We start from the raw sequence: 20456 nt of genomic DNA, 5'->3' as shown, positions 1-20456 counted from the left end.
AAGATTGGCTCGCACGGCATCAGGGCACTACCACACTCATGAGCATCAAACTTCGTGACGGACACCAGATGCCGCGGCTTGGCCTGGGCACCTGGCCCATGGACGACGACGAGGCCCACAAGGCGGTGACGCACGCCATCTCACGGGGCTACCGGCTCATCGACACCGCCGCTAGCTACGGCAACGAGGCCGGCGTAGGCGCCGCGGTCGCCGACGCGAACGTGCCCCGCGAGGAACTGTTCGTCACCACCAAGCTGCGTGGCTCCCAGCACGGATACGACGCGGCCCTGCGCGGGTTCGAGGAGAGCAGTGCCCGACTCGGGCTGGACTACATCGACCTGTACCTCATCCACTGGCCGCTGCCGGGCCGGGGGCTCTACGTCGACACCTGGCGCGCCTTCGTCCGCCTGCAGGAGCAGGGCCTGGCCCGCTCCATCGGCGTCTCCAACTTCACGCCGGAGCAGATCTCGCACCTGGTGGAGGAGACCGGCGTCTGGCCGGCCGTCAACCAGATCGAGCTTCACCCCGCCTTCCCGCAAAGCGAGCTGCGTGCTTGGCACGCCGAGCATGGCATCGCGACCGAGTCGTGGACCCCGCTCGGGCGCGGCCCCAAGCTATTCGACGAGCCCGCCGTGAGCGAGATTGCCGCCGCGCACGGCCGTACCCCCGCCCAGGTGGTGCTCCGCTGGCACCTGCAGCTCGGCGCCGTGCCGATCCCCAAATCGGCCAACCCCGATCGCATGCGACAGAACATTGAGGTGTTCGACTTCAGCCTGTCGGACGACGAGATGGCCACGATAGGCTCGCTCGACAACGATGGCCGCATGGGCGGCGACCCCAACACACACATGGAATTCTGAGCTCGGCCCGACGGGCACTGGACCGCCCAGGCTTCAAGTCGGGTTGGGTTAGAACGCCATGTGGGCCAGTCACTGCTCCGTCAGCGGCCGATCCCCGGTGACCTCCACCCGAGGGTCGTCGAGGGGAAGGCGGCGGGAGCACAATAGTAAGGTTCGCAACGGGTACCGACACCACTGCGTCCGCATCCACTAGACTGCGCTCCCACCGCAGCCCTCTGGCGTCCTGGCAATCATCACCCAGCCGTCGCTCGAGCCCAGTCCAGGAGCAGCGGGGAAAGAGCTCCCACAGTGGCGACTTCGATGGTGGCGAGGATCAGACCAGCTACAGCCACCGCAGTCATTGCCGTCTTCGCCGGGCCGGTGCTGGTGGGGCCTCTGGCTCTGAACACGGTGAACGATTTTACGTGGGCGGTGGCGGGGCTGGAGCGGCGCTCCAGATGGAAGCTAAGGCCGCGTCGGTGATAGCGGAGATGATGAGCGCAGCCGACGCCAACGCTGCGTGTCACAGTCGGGTGTGACCCAGCGTCGTGCGCTCATTGCAGCGCCCTTGCGAATTGTGCGTACGCGAAACATACGAAACCGGGCGGCAATGATTACGCCTCCCGAAGCCCTTGTCCCCACCGGCGGGGCAAATGGAGCCGGTTGAGCGCTTCGCAGCGGGTGTATTCCGGCCGCCAGTCGCAGTGGTCGCGGAGGAGGAACGCCCCACCGGGCCTGCATGGTGGCCAGATCCATACCTGTGTCGAGGAGCTCGCCACAAAGGTGCGCCGTGATCCGCTTGTCCCTTATTGAGGGGTTCAGCTCGGCCGCCTGCCTGGTGCATATCATGAGTATTTTCCGCAAGCCTTTGGCCGGTCATGCTGCCGGGCCGCCCTTTGTCTTCGGTGGTCAGCCGCGCGCCGTTCATCGTTATCGTATCGACTGGCGGAGGCATTCAACGATCATCAGGCATGGTGTTTGTCATGTGGACTCTGAGAAGCTTTTACCCGCCCAGCCGGATAACCTCGTGGGTGTCTGTCCAGCTGAGGAGTTTCAGTCCTGCTACGCATTCAGGCTGTTTAGCCGATACCTCAAGGTTCTCGCGATATCACGTGGATCGGTAGGATTGATATAGACACCCAAGGAGAGCTCGAAAGCCCCTAGGTATTTATCTGCGCCGTTGGGTCGTCCAAAGGCCATGATTTCAAGCCTCAGATGCTTGTTAGTGCTGGTTGGCGCAACGTCGAATATGGCAACAAGGTAAGGATTGAATGTATGAGCTTGCGTCGCGTAGAGGCAGTGCCAAACGGCTTCGGCTAGCTCGATACATCCACGATCATCTTGGTCCACAAAACCAATGCCATGCCGCTTTGTACTGATCCACAGCTCATAAGGAACCCTGGGGGCGGTGGTCATGTACGCCGAGATGTTATCGCTTTCCCAAACTAAATACTCCCGTTCCTTGGCTCGATTCTGCTCAGAACATACCATGCAGGAATCTGCATCGGGGCCTAGTATTCGGTCGATTCGTTGTGGCGTGAAAGGCATGCCCAGCAACTGGCCGTGGGGATGGAGCTGACTAGGACCAAATCGGGCACCTACTGCCATAAAAGTGAATATCGAGCGTAGCCCCACTGTACTATAGTGGTAGATGTGCCGGTCGCGAAGCCTTGCAAAGAAATTTGCGATCTGATCAACACTGCACTTATGGAGATACTCATTGTGTTTTGACGTATAGATGACGACATCATTAACCCCGGCAATGGGGTGGCCGTCTTCAGAAAGTAGCTTGCCATGTAGATCTGCTGAATTCACAAGCGGATATTCATTGGGAAAGATGAGCGTGTCGTATGAGCTCTTCGCCAGGTGGCTTGGGGGGCAGAACGGGCACTCTGAGCGATAAACTTCCTGATTTAATTGTACCGGGTCGATCTCGCTGTCCACGAAGGAGTTGATCCCTTTTCGGTCAGGAACGAGTAGAACCCACTCACTTTCGCTGTTAATTCGCGCAAATCGACCGCCCATATCGCCTCCACGATAGTGACATGCATCGATGATGGCAGACAAATTCCTACGGTATGGCCCGTCGCACTGATTCCAGGATCTCGTCTCGACGCTTGTGTGGCGCTTGGATGAGGGGATTCTGCTGTTCTGGATGCTTTCGACGGAGCTCCGAATCCTTATCCATGATGTCGTTGATCTGGGTACTAGAGTAATGCCGTTGGCCTCGAGCATATAGAGGTTCATACCCCCATGTGATCATGGAATCATATGCCGCCTCCTCGACAGCCTCTACAAACTCTCTATGCTGAGAGAGTCTATACTTTCCTGAATTCGCAGCCTGTACCGGTTTGTCCAGGTTGGCCCATAGGGACGAGAGCTCCGGAGCCTCTCTAGCATCCAGGCGCTGATAGAAGCCAGTTACATCGCCCGAAAAGCTGATATTGTAAGCTGAACAAAGCTGCTCGACGGTGTCGCGAGGACTAACAACTAGATCCTCATATCTAACTTCATTCCAGCTAGAACTCTCGGCGCCCTCTGCATGCTTCGCCGCTAATTTTTGATGTTCTATCCATATCCAGGCGATCGCCACTGGATGCTTCGGGCCAATCGGGGCCTTGGTAAAGGAGAGTGCCACATCTCTCGGATCACGAAGGAGGTGAAGGACTTGGAGGCCTGGAATTGCTTCTCGCATCCTGTCCAGGCGTTCTACATTCTCGAGGCTTTTGGAAACCCATGCCTTTGCGCAACGATCCGCTGCGACATCATGAACAGCCGAATATACATGTTCCAAGGTGCGGCCGCTACACTGATCGAACACAGTGTCCACTGATAGAGAATCCACAGGCCACTTCAGGACGTTCTCATTGATGACAGCAATTACATCATGAATCAGGGATCGAAAACTTTGATCCTCCGTGAGTGGGCCGTATGCTGGAACGAGATCCTGGAAGTCTCTAAGCACATGCACGGATGGAGGAGCGAATACCTCAGGCAATTGGTCGAGCATTAGACGGAGCAAATTGGAGCCGGAACGCTGCGTCCCGATCATTTGAACCCTGGTCTCTATCACAGAACTATCCCTTTCTTTTTCTTGCAGTGTTTTGCTGACGCGTCGCTTGGTTAAACTATAGATCCGACAAACACCCTTCCATAAGTGTCAAGGAGGAAGGTGTCGAATCAATCCCAAAGCCTCGACATCGCATCGAATCAAAGCTGGCGTGTTCCGCCTTGAAAAAGGATGTGGCATCTACGGATTGTGCGTGGGATGAAGGTGTGCGGTGAGCTGCCAAGGTGCGTAAGTCTGCCCCTTGGTAGGTACTAATTGTCTGCCAACCTTGCACCTTCCTCTCTCAGCTGAGTCATCAGGCGATTGAAATGAAGACCTGGCCAGCGATATGGACTGCCATTGAGGTACCACTCATTGGATACCTGCCAAGAATGGTTCTCTGGCGCCCCTCTGTAGTAGATGTGGTTGAGCCCATGCTGCCGGTAGACCAAGCCTCCCGCGCTTCGTACCGCCGCGCACAACTCGCCGTCTTCGTGCAGCGGCACAGGCTTGAACCCGCCGAGCGCGTCGAAAGCGGACCGTGTTATGAAGAGTGACCCACCCATCAAGATTCCATTCCCGACGGCAGAGGTCGGCTTTTCCACCTCCATGTTGGCCATACGTCCTATAGTGAGATCCAGCTCTGCGAGATATACTTGCTCACCAGAGAAACCGACCAGGTCCGCGCCAGAGAATCGCTGGCTCAGCGATAGATCTGCGAGATGGTCTGGCCCGTAAAAGTCGTCATCGTCCATCTTCGCCAGGAATGTGCCGCCTGCGCGTGCGGCGGCAAGGTTAAGCACTTCGCCCAGCGCGGCGCTGGATGGAACGCAGATCACCTGGCACTCAGCCGCGACGTCCGGCGGAACAAACGAGGGCGGAAAGCCGTGGAGGGCAAGGACGAGCTCCACTTCTACGTCGCGTTGCCGGCGCACCTGGGCGACGGCGCGCGCCACCATCTCCGGACGCTTCGTGCTCATAAGAACGCTGACGCGCGGGCGCTCGCCAGGGTACAGGCGCCCGATCGTGCCATGGTGCCGCAGTACGTGCCGACGCAGTAGAATGCTGTGCTCCTCTCGATACAGGTCGTCGCACAGCAACTCTTTCGTCGCGGTTGTGAACAGCGTGGCCAACTCGTCGCCGAGTAGTCCTGGCCACTCAGTGTGCGGTTCACCATAAATGGGCACCCCGGCTGCGCCGAACCCAGCCACGATGCGTGCAACGATGCGTTGATCCTGCACATGTGACGGAAAGGGGATCAGGATTCCGCGCACGCTGCGCAGCTCGGAGATCTCGCGGTCGGTGACCTCGCCGCTCAGCGGTAGCCGGATCGGTGGGAGTCCAGGAACTACGACGCTGTGCCGGTTCTCGACGCTGATTAGGCTGCCGAAGGACGGGCCAACGCGGCGCAGGAAACCCGTTGGATTCACCGAACGCTCATCCACCGGCGGGGTCCGCGCGATCTCGGGCCCCGCCGCCACCGCAATCACGGTGCCCTCGACCAACTCAGCGCGGGTAACGAACCGATGTCGGGCAGGGTCTTTGATCAGCGCCAAGCGTGGGAAGACGGTACCCGGCCCTGTGGGACCGGCCACCGGACCTGATCGCATGGATCGGTGGCCGTCGAGCGCTCGACACACAGCAGTGAGAATCGCTCCCAGGGGGACGCGGTGGCAAAACTCCAAGTCGATCTCCCAGCTACCGCTGGCCGATCTCTTAGCGGCTATCTGCTGTAGGCACTCCCAGACCCTCACAGTCTGGTTAATGCCGTCCTGCGGACGCAGCGCCATGCCCCGAGACCACAGATCCTCATCATTTACCGACGGCAAGGGTGGGCCCTTGTGCGTTGGAACATGTGCCAGCTCCAGTCGGAAGCGGGAGGCCATCGGCAGCCAGTGCTCGAACACCGTTGCGCGACGAAGATCTGTGGCGGTCCGAGCGGCAAACCTCACTTCAGCGATGTCATCGGCGTCGGTGAGACCGGCCTTGGCCACCTCCGCGACCTCGTAACATTCGCCCGTGGCCTCGTAATCCCCGACGTGCTCGTCATACCCGACATGAATCGTGACGGTCCTCTCGGGACTCATCCTGCGCCGCCTTTCCCGCAGGGGGCATACCTAGCCGCCTGCAATATTGGTGCCACACTGACCGCCGCGAGAGCAGGTGATCAGGCGCGAGCGTTATTGAGCTTGGTGACCATGCACATCATCCCAGGAGCGCTCCGTGAGCACCTCAACCACAGCGATCGCGGATGCTAGTGATCCGCTATGCGCCGCTATCACAGCGCCGGTGTCGGGCAAGCCGATTGGCATCCCAGCCTCGATCAGCACCGCGTCGGGGCGTGTAGTGAGGATGTCTCGCACCATCCGCCTCATCCACTCGTGGCGATGCAAGTTACGTACAGAAAGAATCAGAGGTCGTGCCTCAGCCGCGGCGAGCACATCGTGAAGGTATGGCTCGTCGTGCCGCACGCTATGCCACGTCGTCCCGGGCAGCAGACGGTCCAAAAACGCCTTCGCCGCTGGGCAGCCGAGTCCCCAGGGCATCCCCCGTCCACCGTGGATTGTGTCCTGGGAGAACTCCACCACGTGCGGCGGCTGGTCGAGGGGGCTGCCGATCCCCTGGCGGGTGATTGCCAACCGAGCGGCCACCAGGCCCACTCGCAAGTCGACATCGCTCGCCGCGACCGGATGCGCCCACGTGGCGAGGGCCCTAACCCGTCTCGCCGCATCGTGCAGTCGCTCCTCGCTCAGGCGCCCCCGAACTACGGCGTCAACGAGGGCGGCGCGCAAGGTTACGACTGTGTCCTTGTTGGGCAGCCCGCCGCCCACGCATATCAAGTCGGCGCCCGCCGCGAGCGCCATCACGGTGCCCTTCTCGAGTCCGAAGGGCTTGACGATCGACTCCATCTCCATTCCGTCCGTGATGACCACACCGTCGAAGCGGAGATCCTTGCGCAAGAGCCCATCCAGCACGAGGCGATTGAGCGTGGCTGGCAGTTCACCGTAGCGCGGCAGTACCAGATGCGCTGACATGATCGCTTTAACGCCAGCCGAGATCGCGGCTTGGAATGAGACCAAGTGTGGGGGAAGCTTGGCGTCTTCTGCGGCGCGGGGCGCGGTGAAGTGCGAGTCCTCAGCTGTTTGGCCATGCCCCGGAAAGTGTTTCGCGCATGCGGCGACGCAGGAGGCCTGTATACCCTTCACATAAGACGCGGTGTGTCGTGCGACGAGATCTGGGTCCATGCCGAAGGATCGGGTGCCTATGACCGAGCTGGTGGGATTGTATAGATCCACCACTGGGGCAAGATCGAGGTTCACCCCGCAACGGGCAAGCATGGAACCGATCGCCTCGCCTACCGACTCGGTCAACGCAACATCGTCGATGGCGCCGAGCACAGCGTTGCCTGGGAAGGAGCTGCCTTGCCCCTCCACTCTGGTGATATCACCCCCTTCCTCGTCGACGGCGATGATAAGTTCGGGCTGGTGCCGCCGTAGCTCTGAGGTCAGCGCCGCCAACTGCTCCTCGGAGCTGATGTTGCGCCGGTAGAGCGTGATAGCACTCAGACCATCGTCGAGCATGGCACGCAACCAGTCCGGCGGGGTCGTTCCGTCGAAGCAGGGCTGCAGCACGGTCAGAGCGCGATTGTTCAGGTCGCGCAAGTCAGCCATCCAACAACTCCATCGCAATCTGCAGGCAACGGGCGATCTGCGGGTCATGATCCCGCGCCCAGTCCTCGGGCCGGATGATCACCTCAGAATCGGGCACGATTCCGCGGTTCTCCACCTCCCAACCGTGCTGCTCAAAGCGCAGGCCGAGAGTGGGCACCGTGATTCGGGTGCCATCAAGAAGTTGATGCACCTCACCGAAACTCACCGTTCCGCCCCAAGTGCGGGCGCCTACAACCGGGCCAAGGCCGAGACCCTGAACTGCGGCGGCGAACATCTCCGCGTCTGAACCGGTGCCTTCGTCGACGCAGAGCACGATCGGTCCACGCGGCATCGTCTCCGGGAATGTGTACGGCTGGCCTATGCGCGGGTGGTATTGCCCGATCAGCCGTCTCGAGAGGCGGTCCAGGATCGGCTGGGAGGCATAACCACCCCGATTCCATCGGATATCAACAATGAGACCATCGCAGCGCATTTCGCGTCTTGCATCGCGGCTGAACTGTGCCCAACCACGTGGCAGCATGTCTGGGATATGCACGTAACCGACCCGTCCGCCGCTGCGGCGATGGACCTCGCCCCGACGGCGCCGGATCCAGTCCTGGTAGCGCAGCCGTTCGTCGTCTAACAATGGTATGACAACGACTTCTCTCGAATCAGCCCCGGAGTTTCCGGCAAGCATGAGCTTCACCGACTTCCCGGCGGACCCGTCTAGCAACGGCCATGGACCCCGCGCGCCCTCCACAGTTTGTCCATCGACTGCGAGGATCTGGTCGCCTTCACGAGCAGTCTCGCCAGAGGCCGCGCGCTCAGTCAGCGGGGACCTGGCCAACTCATCGGCTCGGTCACCCGCGATGATCCGCGAGATGCGCCAAGGTCCATCAGGTTGCCGCTCCTGCACGAGGTCGGCTCCGAGCAGGCCCGGCGCGTTGTCTGGCCGCCCCCAGCCATAGGAGTCCGGCCCCCACACATAGGTGTGGGACGTCCGGAGTTCACCATGCAGGTCCGTCAGCAGATCCTCGAACTCGTCAGCGGTGCGGATCAGATCGAGCAGCGGCCGATAACGGCCCATCTTCTCCTCCCAGTCGATGCTGGGAAGCCGTGGATCCCAGAAGTCGTGACGCACGATGCGGCCTGCCTCTGCCCATGCCTGCCGCCACACTGCGGCCCGGTCCGCCTCGACGGAAATCTGGCTCAGATCCATCTCGTACTTGGCGTCAAAGCCAAGGTCTACGGAACAGCAAAACACCTTGCCCTGCTTGCCGAAGAAGAGACTGGATCCATCGCCGCTGGCCTCAAACCAGTCCACGCCCGCCGCAATAGAAACCTGCTTGAGGGATTTGAGTTCGAACACCTCAAGACTCCCATCCCGCAACCACGCCAGGCCCTGGGACACCGCACGCAGCCCGGAGTAGTCGCCCTCTGTTACTGGCAGCGCTTGGATATCGCCGTGGGCAAGGGAAGCCAGCTGCGGGCGGGAAAACATTGGTGCCTGCAACGCTTCGCGGGGGCAGGCTGACGGCCGTGACAGGAAGGCTAAATGGCGGCCGTCCAAGGTGAACACCGGATCGGTGTCAGCGAACTGTGCCTCGGTGAGTTGGATGATGCCCTGGTCTCGCAGAGTGGCTATGCAGATGATGCGCAGACCCACGTCGACGTGGTGCGACCAGGCCAGACGCGCGGAGTCCGGCGAGAAGCACAGTCCGCTGGCCGGACCGTTGCCGACAGCGAGCTGGCTGATCTTTCCGCTGTCCAGCCCCACGTGCAGCACACGGCCATCCTCGGTGGCGATTGCGGCCGATGCGCCGTCCGGCGACGCGGCAAGTTGCGCGACGCGTCCAATTGCCGTGGCGATTCGGGTCGGTACCGGCTCCGGCGCTGTTGGGTCGGCGAGGAAAAGTGCCTGATCATGATCAGCGTTCTCGGCCACCCAGATCACACTGCAGTCGCCGGCCATCATCGGATGCCGTACGCGCGTGCCCTCGTCGGCGGTGACCACCCGCACCGATGGCGGGTCGTGGATCAGCCAGTGCACCGTCCCACCAACCCCGATCGCGGCGGCGTCACCCGATCTGTTGCTGGAGAACCGGTTTGCGGCGAACGAAATTACGGAGCGCGGCTCGGCGTTGGGCGGCAGTTGCACCTCGACCCGTTGTGGTGCGGTGTCAAGGCCGTCCAGGAGCCAAATCTCTCCGGCACGCTGGTACACGATGCGGCGACCGTCGGTCGAGGCATTGCGAGCATAGAAGCCGGCATGGTCGGTAAGACGGCGCAGCCCGGAGCCATCCATTTCTGATGCATAAAGGTTCGCCGTACCTTCGTGGTCCGAAAGGAACGCAATCTGGCTGCCGACGATCATAGGGCTGGCCAGGCACCCTTGAATGTCAGCGTGGATCTGGGCGAACGGCTTACCTGCGACCGACACCCACAGCCGACCGCGGGCGCCGCCGCGATAGCCCTTCCAGAATGCTGGCTCGCCTCCCACCGCACTGGTCAGCAGCAGCACTGAACAAGTACCGACGTCCAGGTCTACGACGGGGCCGTAGGGGAGGCGCACCCCGGCGCCACCCGAGAGCGACAGACGGTGTGCCCAAGTATGCCGCGAGAAGGGCTCGCCTATCGCCGTGATCGCGAGGATGTCCCCCTCAGGAGTCCAACCCCGCATCCGCGTCGTGCGGTGTGCCCAGTGCGTGAGCCGCCGTATTTCTCCGTTCCCGACTTCGCCGACGTAGATGTCGCGCTGGCCGTGTGGTGTGCTCGTCCAGGCAAGGTTCATGCCATTGGGCGAAAGCCTCGGATGGGCGGAGGGCGCAGGATCGACCGTCAGCCGCTGGGCCATGCCTCCGTCAACCGGAACTGTCCAGACATGATCGGCCGCGACGAAGGCGACCAGCTCATGGCGGACATGGGGATACCGCAGGTAGGCGCTACCGATCACGGCATGTACCTTCCTTCAGCATGGCACGTGGTCTGCCTCCAAAATGGACTCCGAATGGACCCATTGCCGTTACCAAGTGGCTCAAGGTCGGCTGGCCTCAAGGAAATCGCTCTAGGACCTTCGTCCTGGCGATCAACACGAGCAGAGGTGAAGACATCGCGAAATTTTGAGTAAAAATTCCCCTTGCTGTCGGGCCCCGTTGTCGTCACGAATCCGTCATAGTTTGATTCAGTGTAGAGGTAGACCACATGTTTTGTCCGGTTCCAGTCCGATTTTGCCCTCCTTTCCATGTTCAGTAAAGCGAGATCTGGAATCGCTTCCTCAATAACGGCCACATCGCCGCTTCCATTCAGGCCAGAAAACATGCAGTAATATCCGTCAGGGCACCTATCGTATCCAGTGGCCCTATGCGTAGAGTCCACTGAGGACACGGCCTCTGTGAAGGTTGCCGCCAGATGATCTGTGTCGCTGTGATTGCTGCTCATAGGCACTCCTGCTGCTACTACTCGTCGAGATCAGGGGTCAACTCACTAAAATCATTTGCGACTTCCAACGCCATTTAGTGTGGGGCGGCACCATTACTTGCGCTCCACGATTCAATCAGCGCCTCTCGTTCGAAGAGGGCAAGCGCCAATTGACTGTGAGATGATCCTCCCTCGGAAAGGAAGGATCTCGCTTCGTCAAGCGTCACCCAGCGCTGCTCCAAGATGCCCGAGTCATTGGACCGCGACTCTGGGCTTCCCGCCTCACGATGGAGTGGTACCTTGAAGAGGTGCATTCTCTGGTTGGTACTCCCGGGGGAGAGCGTGCATACTCCGAGCTGTTGTGGTGAGCCGAACACGTCCTCAGGAAGGCCCAACTCCTCCTGCGCCTCTCTCACTGCCGCTTGCGCTGGAAGCTCGCCATGCTCCATCGCCCCGGCGGGGATATCCCAAACAGCACGGGAGATAGCTGGCCTGTACTCCTGAATTAGGCCGATCCGCCCGGAGGGCGCGACGGCAATAATTGCCACCGCCTCGCGATGGAAAGCTACAGACCAGAAAGTTTCGTCATTGAATGTGCTCTTAACGACGGAAAACCACGGATTTTCATGCACGGTCTCCCGGGGATCGCATCCCACTAGAACACTCCCATTCCTCATCGATGCTGACGTGCTACTGGAGAGCCTTATCTAGTCGAGTTGGCTCTCCAGCCAACTCGCGCACGTGAAATCTTCTCTCTTCAGTAGCTTTACGCTAAGTCTCGAAAGTCTCTCTGGACCATCATAGTGAAATGCGGCGACATTGACATTTCTAGCTTCATTGACGATTTCCAAACGATCATCGAGGAGAACTGGCCGAGCGTTCGGTTGACTGGACAACGTATAATCAAAGAATTCCCGAGACGGCTTGGAGCTGTCCGCCTCGATTGAGGTGACCACGCGATCGAATACAGACAATGCGCCTCCAAATCTGGCACGCCAAACTGGTTCATGAATGGGGTTCGTGTTACTCACTCCGATCAAGGTCCATCCAGCGCCGCGTAGATCCAGCAAGAACCTCACCACGTCGGCATTCACTGAACCATAGATAGAGTTCCAACCCTCGACCATTAGTTCACGAGGTCCGAACCAACCGATCGACCGTTCGAGCATGGCAAGGAAATCCTGTTCGTCCAGCTTGCCAGCCTCAAATGCGAAGAACTCCTTAGTGAGAACGGAGCCGACGGTCAGCTCTTCTTTCTGAGAGAAACCGAGCTCTCGCCAAACGTTGATTGCGCGCTCGAACGAGATGTCAAAGAACACGCCTCCGAGGTCGCAAAGAAGAACGTCTGTCATCGCCTTACTGGCCGAAGACGCCATCACCATCTCCTCTCGATGCACTTACCTGGACGCAACGCTTGGATCTAGCTAACCCGGTTGGCCACTCTCCCGAATCTGATTCATGACCTGGGCTATTCCAGTCTTCAGCGAGCGCCCAGGTTGGGACCCCCCGAGGAGGCCGCGGAGTGTGGACGTGTCGGCGCGGAATTCTGTAATTTCGTTTACTCGTCCAAGAGTCCAATTTACAATGATCTCGGGGCAAAGGGATCCTATTATCTTCATTACCTCATTGACGGAATAGCTTCGACCGCTCCCGATGTTGAGAATCGGGGGTAGCTCGCTACAGTTGATTATCCGCATAAGAACACGGATAATATCATCAATGTGTGAGAAGTCTCGCCTCTGTTCACCGTCTCCTTCAATTTGGAGTGGTCGGCCTTCCAGGGCGCATGTGACAAAGCCTGGGATCACTGCGTCTCTGCCTTCATCCCAGCCATATACATTGAAAAATCTTAGAGCGGTGAAGCGAGAGTCCTTGTAAATACTGCTGTATACTCTGGCGAGGTGCTCAGCTGCCAGTTTGGAGACCGCATAGGGGGACCGGGGGGCCGCTAAATCTTCCTCAGAATTCAGAGCGCCACCTGCCTCTCCATAAACCTCGCAACTTGAAGCAATAAAGATTCGAGGTACGCCTGCTTCGCCGGCAATGCGCAGCAGATGATGATCAGCGGTGAGATTACGTTCGGCACTCTTCTGGTTGAAAGAAAGTGGCACGCTCTTGTGCGCCGCCAGATGGAAAACGAGATCCGTACAGGAAAGGTCTGCAGGCTTCAAATCCTCGACCGAGATCGGATTGAAGTCGCCCGGCGGCGCAACTACAGGAGTAACAGACAAGTTGTCCACACGAGTTATCGCTATGCCATGGTCCACCAAGCTCTTGCAGAGGTTTCGGCCGATAAATCCTTGGGCGCCGGTCACCATGATTCGCATTAAAATCATCCTCTTTCCGCTGCGAGGGAATACAAAGCAAGGTGGTGCGTTGCCTTCAGCGCAGGCTAGCAGTCAGGTGCGCAAGCTCTTCAGGCGCCTTTTTGGAATCTCGTAACGAGCCGGTCGCCAGCACGCCTCTTAAGCTCAAGGCTTCTCTTCCATGTAATAGTCTTCTCCCAGTCGGCCAGGTGTTTGTTTCCTATCAACGAGCTTGCGACCGTTCGAAGATAATGAGGAGGAAGTGGGCGCATTATCGGAACAAAGGATCCTTTAGATGCGATGGATTTAACGATGATGTAGCCGCTGACATCAGATGCAAGCTGTGCGACTTCTGTCAACGTCTCCCATCCGGCGGATTCTCCCATATTTATAGATCCCGCAAGATCGTGTTCTATGGGCAGAATATGAAGGTGTGCATGGTTACACATGCGTTCACTTGCATTTAATCTCACGCAATGGCCGGTGCGGCCATGTTCGAAAATTACTAGAGGGCCATACTCTTTCTCCTGAAGAGAGGCGACCATTTCGAGATGTGATTCGCATTCACGTAGGAGATCCGCAGGTAGATCGGCGATTGACGAATAGTGGTCACGGGGGCATAGGAGTGTGTGCCCTTCAACTATCGGAGCGTCATCGAGTTGCAGGTAAAAGTTGTCGGTACTCCACACTATACCCGCTTCTCGCTGACAGAAAATGCAGCCTTCCATGTCTTAATAATGCCCTTTCTTTTCATGCTCGCATACCAGCTCTAGAATCGCATCAGCCACCTGCTGTGCCTCAGCCGGGGTATTCTGATGGCTGAAACTGACTCGGACAGTCCCATCGCCTAGGGTTCCCAGACTCCGATGAGCCAAAGGCGAACAATGGAGTCCACCACGAACGAGGATCTGATAACGTTCTTCCAGAAGTGCTGCTGCTTCTCCCGAACGAAGCCCCGGAATCCTCACAGATACGACTGGCATTGGGCGCGCAGATGAAGGCCATCTATAACAAAGGTCCCGATCTGCTGCTTCGAGCTTGGAAACGAAGGCTTCTCTGATGGAACGTTCCTGGCCTGATATCGCATCGAATCCAACAGCCTTCACATGCGCTATTCCTGCGGCCAGGCCCGCGATTCCAACACCGTTCGGAGTTCCTGCCTCCAGCGCATTCGGCAACCAACGTGGATGCTCCATCAGTTCCGAACGTCCACCAGTTCCACCCGTTATGAGTGCCTCGATGCTGGGACTTTCGCTTCCCAGCACCAGGCCACCGACACCTTGAGGCCCAAGGAGACCCTTATGCCCAGAAAAGACAATCAGATCAGTTGCGCCGACTCGTAACGGTATGTGTCCGGCTGTCTGTGCAGCGTCTACCAAGAGGAAGGCGCCATAGTGACTGCACAGAGACGAGATTTCTTCTAATGGCGCCACCGCGCCTGTCACATTGGACCCATGGGCCACAACCACCAGGTGGACATCTCCCTGAGCAAGCTCGGCTTCCATCTGGTTCAGATCGACCGGATTGTCGCTGTCGCCGCTGATAATCGTCCAACTGATGCCTTCTGAGGCCAGGGCATGTACCGGCCGCGCCACCGAATTGTGCTCGAATCCGCTGGTCAGCACTCTGGCCCCGCGCCGGGGCAGCCCTTTAATTACCATGTTCAGCGCCATGGTGGCGTTTAGAGTGAATACGACTCTACTGGCATCCGCGGCACCGAAGAGTTCTGCGGCAGACTCTCGCGCTTGCCAGATCGTTTCCTCGGCTGCGGTCGCCATGGCGTGTCCAGAGCGCCCCGGATTTCCGCCGAGCGCCATGTAGCTCTGCATGGCTTCCACGACTTGTGGCGGTTTTGGATGTGAGGTGGCGGCCTGATCAAGGTAGAGCACTATAAGAGTTTCCTTACTGTAGCTCCGCTAGAGCATCACCTGTCGTAGTTTGCATACAATGCGATGCACCAATCCGGACGCGATACGATCACCAGATGAGGTGGCCTCTGGTGTGACGCCTGGCGAGAGTGAGTGCTTTCTCAGTCTGTGCGAGCACACCTAGACAGAATTTCTGGGATCCTCGAGAGAGAGCGGCCACTGTTCGGCGCCTGAAGATCTACTAGTACTTGATGCAAAGCCGAAACGCAACCATGTAATTCATACTTTCAAAACAGCCAGCGGGCAGTTGTCCGCCGGCGACCGGTCTGGCTGAAACGTGTCCGTGGCCGCACGTGACCGTGATCCGGCTTTGGGCTCATTGCAATAGGTTTGACGTTGCCGTCATCAAGTAGTCTAGATACGTCCTACCCCCTCGAAGTCCCTGACATTTCGTTTTGCGACCTTCCCATCAGCGGGTTGTTAGGCAGTCTTGCAGCGTGGAATGCCGAGGCGCTCCTGACGGGATTGAGGTGCGCCTACGGCACCGCTGTGTAGCTTGCGTCCCATCACGCCCTGGATGAGATCATCCCAAAGGCTACGATGTCAAGACTTTGCAGACTGGCTGTTACTGGTGTAGGAAAGTTTCAGGAGGCTTCGCTGGCGAAATGCAGCTGGCTGTTCACTCGTAGTATTCAATTGGGCAGCCGAGGAGCCCGGCCGCGCGTTACATGCCCAATGCGAGGCCAAGGCCCGTTGACGTGGTCAGGATTCGAGATCATGCCGTAGATGCTTCTGGAATAAGGGCAATCGAAAGGTTGGGTGCATTGAGACTTTCGAACCAGTCGCCGACTAGGCTGGTCCCGTGCTCACTGTCCGGCTCTAATCTCTCCTCGTGACAGCCGGTGGTCACCTTCCGAGCTCCTGAGAGGGCTGCGTGTAGTGGGCATGGGAATCGGTACCAGATGAGAGTCTGAGGCGTTGTATGTACGCCGGATCAGACCTCGAGCTGAGCCGTCGATAACGCGTCGGCAGCGCTTTTGAGACGAGTGCTGGCAGACGAATCGCTGGGTCTCGAATGGTCTCGCGCTCCGATCAAGGCTGTGGCCTCAGCCGTATCGTACCTCTGCCACAACAAGAGAGCTGACCTCCATGTGCTCACCATTCAAACCACTGAGCGTTCTCCACGAGCGCCTTAACCTGCTCAAACTCCTGCGACACGCCTCTAGATCGGCTGTCACCGCCAGCCTCCTCCTTCAGCTGGCAGTCGGAGCGGCGCCGCTCGCGTTCATGGTGTTCAGCAGTGCGGCTGTGGGAAATGTGCGTGCGGCTGCGGTTGGCGGAATCGAGTCGGATGCATGGCGGGAGCTCGAGATATCTATGGGGCTGGCTGCGGGTGCCCTGGTGCTTGGGCAGGTGCTGGCGCCAGTGCAGCGGATGCTGGCGTGGGGGATCCAGTACCGGGTCGACATTCACGTATACCGGCGACTCATGTCCACGAACTACCGTGCACCGGGAATTGCCGTCATGGAGCGGCCTGACGTCCGAGCGGCGCTGGACGAGGCGGTCGCAGGGATGCGGCGGTACGCAACTCCTGGCGCGGCTGCGGCGGCGTCGCTGACGCTGCTGGCCCGATATACCGAGTTCGCCGGGGCGTTAGTCGTCATCGGGGTCGAGTTCACCTGGCTCGCGGCGACGGCCGCTGGGCTCGGAGGTTTGGTACTACGGGTCACACATCGGCGGGGGGCAAACGCCTACTCATCGGCGATTGTCAAGACGATTGCGCAGCGGCGACGGCACTCCTTCCTGTCTGCCTTCACTCTGGGGCCCACGATCGGGAAGGAGTCGCGTATCTTCGGGCTGGCTGGGTGGCTGGCCGACCGCGGTCAGGAGGAAGGTCTCGGGTACTTCCGCATGCTTTGGAACATCCGCTCTGCGGCCTTCGTTCGGCCCTTCGTGTTGGCCGCGACGGTCACGGCCTTTGGTGGGGCGCTGGCGCTGGTGGGGCTGGCCTGGCCGAACTTCGGCGGAGGGCTGTCCGTAGGCTCGACTATGCTGGTCGCACAGGCGGTGATCGGCGCGCTCAGTATTGGTGCCAGTTTCGATGAATCGGACTACATCATCTCCTACGGCCTCACTAGCGTGCGTCACCTTGAGCGGGTAGAGGCGGCGATGGCCGCCGCTGGGCCGCCCATTGCGGTACCGGACGCCGTTCCCACCGTATCGGCCATGTCGGTGACCGAGTCGATCCACTTCGAGGACCTCGTTTTCACTTACCCGGGCACAGCCCAACCGGTGCTGTCCGGCTTAACACTGAATCTGAGGGCCGGGACATCACTCGCCGTGGTGGGCGCCAACGGTGCGGGAAAGACCACGTTGATCAAACTACTGTGCCGGTTCTACGAGCCGCAGTCCGGCCGGATCAATGTGGACGGTGTCGACATCAAGAGCATAGACGCCGCGCAGTGGCAGCGCCGCATCGCTGGTGTTTTCCAGGAGTTCGGCCGCTACCCGCTCTCGGCTGCCGACAACATCGGCTTTGGTGCGGCCGAGTTGGTCGCAGACCGGACGGCGGTCAGGCGGGCTGCGGAGCGTGTCGGCGCTGACCGCTTCCTGGAAGGACTGGATCAGGGATTCGATACTGTGCTCAGCCGTGAATACCGGGGCGGCACAGAGCTGTCCGGCGGACAGTGGCAGCGCGTGGCTCTTGCTAGGGCGATGCTGGCGGTGGACAACGGCGCTTCGGTCTTGATCCTGGATGAGCCGACCGCGAGCATGGACGTGCGCGCCGAAGCGGAGTTCATTGACAACTTCCTGGATTTGACGCGCGGAACGACCACTATCGTGGTGTCGCATCGGTTCGCCACCGTCCGCCGGGCCAACCAGATCGTCGTGCTTGACGGCGGCCGCGTCGTCGAGAACGGCACCCACGCCGAGCTTATGGAGCTCGGCGGGCAGTACGCGCGCATGTTCGCGCTACAAAGCGCTCCATTCGCCGTGGCCACTGGTGCGGGAGCTGGGGACGAGTCATGATGGCTGCGATCAAGTCAAGGCCGGAAGGACGGCTCCGAGGCACACACGACGCCTTCGCCACATGCTGGATGCTGCTGCGGGAAGATCCAGCCCGCGCAGTCGGCGGCGTCCTGCTGATCTTCTCTGGGGCGATCTCCCGTCCGCTTCTCGGCTTGGCGCTGGCGGAGCTAGTCGGGGCCGCTGCATACGGTCGGCCGGGTGTCGCCGCCTTCGCAGGGTGCGGGGTGGCCGTGCTGGCCGTAATCCAGCTGACTACGGGGCATTTCACGTCGATAATCTTTTCCGTGCTGGGGGAGCGGGCTCTCCTGGCCACCACAGCGCGTCTTGTGCGGGCTACTCAGAGCAGCGCGACACTGGATCGGCAGGAGGACCCTGAATTCGCTGACGAGATGTCACTACTTCAGCAGGACGTCTTCGGGCTGCACAATGTGGTGCGCGGTCTGTTGGAGACACTGGCGATCATCGTCCAGATGTTCGTGACCGTCGCATTGCTAGGGCAGCTTCAGCCGCTGCTCATGCTCCTGCCAGTCGCGGCGCTCGCCCCCTACTTCGCGGGACGCTACGCCACGGAGCTGTGCGAGCGCATCCGAAAGGCTGTAGAGCCGCAGCACCGCCGCGCCCACGACCTGCTGACGCTCGCTCAGCGGCCGGGCCCGATGATGGAGATTCGCCTGGCTGGGCTCAGCCTGGAACTGACACGCCGTCAGGAGGAACTGATTAGTAGGGCTGCGGCGCGGACCCGCCGCGCTGAGACCATAGCGGCAGTAGTCCGCACAGCCGGACAGGTGGTTTTTGGAGCGGCCTACGGCTTGGCGCTGCTACTTGTGGTGCGCGATGCGGTCTCCGGGCACGCCGGAGCCGACGATGTGGTCCTCGCTCTTGTTCTGGCTCGGCAGGTCGCCGTCGGTGTGACCCAGATCCTTAGCCTCACTTTCGACATGCAACGCGCCGGGCGGATCGGCGCGCGAATGCGTCGAGTGATGGCCGCCGCCCGCGAGGACGCGGCCATGGCCGACGGCACAGATGCCGCGCCGGAAGCTCTGCATGACGGTATACGGCTGGAGGGTGTCTGCTTCCGCTATCCAGGCACTGACAAGGACGTCGTGCGCGGTCTCGACCTAGTGCTGCCCGCAGGTTCGGTGGTAGCGCTCGTGGGTGAAAATGGTGCGGGCAAAAGCACCTTGGTGAAACTGCTGTGCGGACTATACCGGCCGAGCGCAGGACGCGTTCTCGTCGATGGGAGGGATATGACGGGCCTGGACGCACACGCGTGGCGGGATGTTATGTCCGCCGCATTCCAGGACTTCGTCCGCTTTGAGTTTCCGGCGCAGCATGTCGTGGGCGTCGGCGATCTGCCGCGTGTCGATGATGCGCAGGCCGCTCGCCGGGCGCTGCGCGACGCCGGCGCCGACGGAGTATTGAAGGAGCTGCCGGACGGTCTGGCGACTGGGATCGGCACAAGCCTCCCGGACGGCCGGGACCTGTCCGGCGGCCAGTGGCAGAAGCTAGCCTTGAGCCGGGCGATGATGCGCCGGAGCACGGTCTTCCTAATTCTTGACGAGCCGGCCGCTGCTCTCGACGCGCAGTCGGAGCACCTGTTGTTCGAACGTCAAGTGGCAAGGGCGCGCCAGGTCGCCGAGGCGTCCGGTGCGATAGCCCTGTTTGTTTCGCATCGATTCTCGACGGTCAGCATGGCCGACTGGATCGTGGTGCTCGAAGATGGTTCTGTCGCCGAGCAGGGAAGCCATGCGGAACTGATGTCATCCGGCGGACGGTACGCGTCATTGTTCGACCTTCAAGCGCAGGGGTACCGTCCGTAGCGCCGATCCGGGAGGACGACCTGATCTACTGAGTCCGAGGGCGGCGTCTACGGGAGTGTGTACGAGTTGGCCTGCTCACAGGCCTGGCATCGTGAAATGAAGACGGCCACCGGCTTCTCGCGCTCAGGACGTGCTGGTGTCGACTCGATCAGCGTGAGCGCCCGTACCCTATGAAGGGGCCCATGTTCTGTGCGTGACCTGGAAAACACCGTCAAGATCATCCCGACCATATCCCCGGATCATGGCCCTACGGCTGCGTACGGGCGCTCTCGGCTGCCTAGCAAGGTCCACCAAGCAAAAACCTGCGGCCGGAAAGCCGCAGGTCAGTGGCCAAAGTCCTGGTCGGAAGAGTGCCCCCGGCAGGATTCGAACCTGCGGCACCCGCTTTAGTCTCCGATCTCCCCTGGTGGAGGAGGCCGTTCTGGCCTGAAAATCGGGGTGGTTGCCCGCTGACGTCGTATCTCCTTGGTCGTTCAG

Annotated in this window: 15 protein-coding genes; 3 read left to right on the top strand and 12 right to left on the bottom strand. The window is 60.1% G+C overall.

Annotated elements, in window-relative coordinates; genetic code table 11:
• Positions 1 to 38 precede the first annotated feature (38 nt).
• A complete protein-coding gene (locus tag ABN273_RS53365) occupies positions 39 to 860 on the top strand; it encodes an aldo/keto reductase (RefSeq protein WP_349457427.1) in 822 nt (273 codons plus the stop codon).
• A gap of 1041 nt (positions 861 to 1901) precedes the next feature.
• Here the strand turns inward: ABN273_RS53365 and ABN273_RS53360 are convergent.
• The 12 genes from ABN273_RS53360 to ABN273_RS53310 form a co-directional block, all read right to left on the bottom strand.
• Positions 1902 to 2906, bottom strand: a complete 1005-nt coding sequence (locus tag ABN273_RS53360) for a hypothetical protein (RefSeq protein ID WP_349457426.1) — start codon at positions 2904 to 2906, stop codon at positions 1902 to 1904.
• A 4-nt stretch (positions 2907 to 2910) separates the two neighbouring features.
• Entirely contained in the window at positions 2911 to 3912 is a 1002-nt protein-coding gene (locus ABN273_RS53355; RefSeq protein ID WP_349457424.1) for a sulfotransferase family protein, read from the bottom strand.
• Positions 3913 to 4160: 248 nt separating this feature from the next.
• Positions 4161 to 5975 (bottom strand): glycosyltransferase family 2 protein, encoded by a 1815-nt coding sequence (locus ABN273_RS53350; protein WP_349457423.1) that lies wholly within the window; start codon positions 5973 to 5975, stop codon positions 4161 to 4163.
• Between the two features lie 93 nt (positions 5976 to 6068).
• Positions 6069 to 7559 (bottom strand): glycoside hydrolase family 3 protein, encoded by a 1491-nt coding sequence (locus ABN273_RS53345; protein WP_349457422.1) that lies wholly within the window; start codon positions 7557 to 7559, stop codon positions 6069 to 6071.
• Positions 7552 to 10491, bottom strand: a complete 2940-nt coding sequence (locus tag ABN273_RS53340) for a S41 family peptidase (RefSeq protein ID WP_349457421.1) — start codon at positions 10489 to 10491, stop codon at positions 7552 to 7554. Before ABN273_RS53340 ends, ABN273_RS53345 begins: the two co-directional genes overlap by 8 nt.
• The gene (locus tag ABN273_RS53335) at positions 10488 to 10976 is read right to left on the bottom strand and encodes a peptidase inhibitor family I36 protein (RefSeq protein WP_349457420.1); all 489 of its coding nucleotides are present in this window, start codon (positions 10974 to 10976) and stop codon (positions 10488 to 10490) included. Before ABN273_RS53335 ends, ABN273_RS53340 begins: the two co-directional genes overlap by 4 nt.
• Before the next feature lie 74 nt (positions 10977 to 11050).
• A complete protein-coding gene (locus tag ABN273_RS53330) occupies positions 11051 to 11587 on the bottom strand; it encodes an NUDIX hydrolase (RefSeq protein WP_349457419.1) in 537 nt (178 codons plus the stop codon).
• A gap of 75 nt (positions 11588 to 11662) precedes the next feature.
• Positions 11663 to 12331: an HAD family hydrolase gene (locus ABN273_RS53325; protein ID WP_349457418.1), complete on the bottom strand. Its 669-nt coding sequence runs from the start codon at positions 12329 to 12331 to the stop codon at positions 11663 to 11665.
• A 48-nt stretch (positions 12332 to 12379) separates the two neighbouring features.
• Complete coding sequence (locus ABN273_RS53320; protein ID WP_349457417.1) at positions 12380 to 13273, bottom strand: NAD-dependent epimerase/dehydratase family protein; 894 nt, start codon at positions 13271 to 13273, stop codon at positions 12380 to 12382.
• A 98-nt stretch (positions 13274 to 13371) separates the two neighbouring features.
• Positions 13372 to 13989, bottom strand: a complete 618-nt coding sequence (locus ABN273_RS60030) for an HIT family protein (protein WP_502911302.1) — start codon at positions 13987 to 13989, stop codon at positions 13372 to 13374.
• A gap of 3 nt (positions 13990 to 13992) precedes the next feature.
• Positions 13993 to 15150 (bottom strand): aminotransferase class V-fold PLP-dependent enzyme, encoded by a 1158-nt coding sequence (locus tag ABN273_RS53315; protein ID WP_349457416.1) that lies wholly within the window; start codon positions 15148 to 15150, stop codon positions 13993 to 13995.
• A gap of 1134 nt (positions 15151 to 16284) precedes the next feature.
• Entirely contained in the window at positions 16285 to 16602 is a 318-nt protein-coding gene (locus ABN273_RS53310; protein WP_349457415.1) for a hypothetical protein, read from the bottom strand.
• Positions 16603 to 16617: 15 nt separating this feature from the next.
• Between ABN273_RS53310 and ABN273_RS53305 the strand changes: the two genes are divergently transcribed.
• Positions 16618 to 18159, top strand: a complete 1542-nt coding sequence (locus ABN273_RS53305; protein ID WP_349457414.1) for an ABC transporter ATP-binding protein — start codon at positions 16618 to 16620, stop codon at positions 18157 to 18159.
• Positions 18156 to 19979: an ABC transporter ATP-binding protein gene (locus ABN273_RS53300; protein ID WP_349457412.1), complete on the top strand. Its 1824-nt coding sequence runs from the start codon at positions 18156 to 18158 to the stop codon at positions 19977 to 19979. Before ABN273_RS53305 ends, ABN273_RS53300 begins: the two co-directional genes overlap by 4 nt.
• The last annotated feature ends 477 nt before the right edge of the window (positions 19980 to 20456 follow it).

It is taken from the genome of Nonomuraea sp. B19D2 (assembly GCF_040137845.1).
Lineage (GTDB): Bacteria > Actinomycetota > Actinomycetes > Streptosporangiales > Streptosporangiaceae > Nonomuraea.
Note: the sequence above shows the minus strand (reverse complement) of the source record. Positions and strands in the feature narration are given on the sequence as shown.